The organism is Globicatella sanguinis NBRC 15551 (assembly GCF_001552295.1).
Taxonomy (GTDB): domain Bacteria; phylum Bacillota; class Bacilli; order Lactobacillales; family Aerococcaceae; genus Globicatella; species Globicatella sanguinis.
Genome location: NZ_BCQX01000185.1, coordinates 1 through 2,283 on the forward strand (window position 1 = coordinate 1; position 2,283 = coordinate 2,283).

Annotated in this window: 2 protein-coding genes; both read right to left on the reverse strand. The window is 38.9% G+C overall.

The genetic code is table 11. The features are described from left to right. Nucleotides 1–737, reverse strand: a 737-nt coding sequence (gene istB, locus GSA01S_RS09960) for an IS21-like element helper ATPase IstB (RefSeq protein ID WP_066127176.1), incomplete at its 3' end; no start/stop codon positions are given. Continuing rightward, nucleotides 734–2,200, reverse strand: a complete 1,467-nt coding sequence (gene istA, locus GSA01S_RS09965; RefSeq protein ID WP_066127179.1) for an IS21 family transposase — start codon at nucleotides 2,198–2,200, stop codon at nucleotides 734–736. The genes istB and istA, both read right to left, overlap by 4 nt. Between the last annotated feature and the right edge of the window lie 83 nt (nucleotides 2,201–2,283).

Here is a 2,283-nt window from a genome sequence, read left to right on the forward strand (position 1 = left end):
CCCTTTTTCCATAGGCTTGTTTGCTTCATTCTGTAACTTTCTCCTCGCATATCTACCACATGGGCTTTGTAAGCGAGACGGTCGACAAGCGCTCCTGTTAAAGTAGGATCTTTAAAGCATTCTTGCCAACGATCAAATGTTAAATTAGTGGTAATAATCACCGATCCCTTTCCTATCTGATTCGATAATAAATTAAAGATAAGTTCAGCCCCCGATTCATCGAAGGATAAATAGCCAAGTTCGTCGATAATCAATAAATCTACCTTCTTTAAGCGCTGCTTAAAACGATAAAATTGACTCTGAGTGACGGCCTCTTTCATCTGGATGACTAGATTAGGGGCGTTGACAAATAAGACATTATAACCCTTTAAACAAGCTTCCATCCCTAATCCAATACTGTAATGGGTCTTACCCGTTCCTGGATTTCCTATAAAAATGGCATTCTCCTTTTCTTCAATAAATTGTAACGTCTTTAAGTTCCGTAGTTCCTTTCTAACAGGCTCCTGAAAGACTGTGTCATCAAAGTCCACCAAATACTTCTTCTGATTAAATTTAGCCGCTTTGATTCGCCTTTGATGACTACGGTCCCGTCGATGCATCACTTCTTCATTCAGCCATTCTTCGATGGCCTCTTCAATGTTCAATCCTCTGGCTTGATACTCTTTTATTAATTGCTGGTGATTCTCTTTAAGAAAGGCCAATTTTAGCTCATTAGCTGCTTCAACAATCTTCATCATATAACTTCCTCCAAACCGAAAAGGTCATTGAATTGATGAAGAGTCTGCTGAGTCTGCTGGATGATGGCATCTTGACTCGACTCCATTGAGGGCTCTTCTAGTGAAGAAAGAAGGCTGGCTTCAATGGTTTGAATGCGAACCTCAGGATTTAAAACTTGATATTTTTCAAGTAGTTCTAGGAAATCTCTTGGTTTATCGCTATAATATTTCTCATAGAGGATTTTCAAATCAGGGTTATACTTCAATGCATGTGAATGCTTTAATGCCCCCGGCTTCTTTTTCAAAGTTTTGATATAGTGGAAGATATCGAGACAGAAGCCTTGAGAACCCTCTATTTTTTGATGCCTAGCGACCTCTTGATCATTAGAATAGATAACTAAGCGGTCATGATAGGCTTTCACTTGGACAGTTTTTCCAACTAGGTAATCGGGTACTGAATACTGATTGCGTTCATAATGAATAGCGGAATAACGATTTACCTTTAGTTCATGGAAATCTGCTAATTCAAAAGGTGGGCGATAAGATAAGAGCTGTTCCTTTTCGGCTTCTATTTGGCTACTTTCATTTAGTTTTACCAGTTGGGATTGGAGATGGTCACAAGCTGTTTCTAAACTATCGAACTGATAGACTTTGGTGAAACAAGCTTGACGCACCTTTTTAACCCTGCCTTCTACTGTTCCTTTCTCATTACCGCTGAAACAATTGGTGACGTTGATATCAAACCCATAATAAGTAGCTAATTGAATCAGACGAGCATTCAACTCCTTTTCACTTTTGCCAATAAATCTTGAAACAACGTTACGCATATTATCATAGACAACTTCTAAATAAACACCTCCTACCTGTTCAAAGAAGCGAACATGTGCGTCTTGAAAAACATCTTGTTTCTGATGGGTATATAAATAAGCCCAATAATAATCGGAAGCTGGGCTGGCAAAGACCGCTAGGTAAAGTGTTGTCACCTTTCCATTGATTTCCAGCTTAACTTCTCCAAAGTCAAATTCAACTCGGGATCCTAATTCATACTCTTGGCGTATAAAAGCCTCCTTAGCCTTTTTATTCAATTGTCCCCAATAGTGAGCGACCGTTCGATACTTAATATCATAGCCTTCCTCATTGAGTATTTCAGCGACAGCTACGGCAGTTAGAGCTTGTTTATGTGAACCTAATCTTTTTGTTTTCTCTTTTTCTTCTTCAAGCAACTCCTTCATTCTTGCCTCTACTTCTGGAGTAAAGGCTGTTTTCTTTCGGTTAGAGCTATCATACTTTCTCTTTAACACTAATTCCTCTGTGGCACGTTCAAGGGCTTGGTCGTCTTCAGCTTCGCCCAGTTTAACTAGCGTCTCGTCATAAGCATCACAAATTTTTCTGACTGTTTTTCTATCTACCTCCAGTTTACGACTAATTCCTCTTTTAGTTTCTCCTCGACGATAACAACTGATAATTTCAAATTCAAGAGTCATACTTAACACTCCAAGCAACCTCCACTATAAAAATTCTATCTAAATATTATAGCGGATAATTGACTGCAGGTGGTCCCTTTTTC

Excerpts from the sequence above, each read along its gene's own strand:
- istA (WP_066127179.1), bottom strand. The coding sequence starts at position 2,200 with ATGACTCTTGAATTTGAAATTATCAGTTGTTATCGTCGAGGAGAAACT.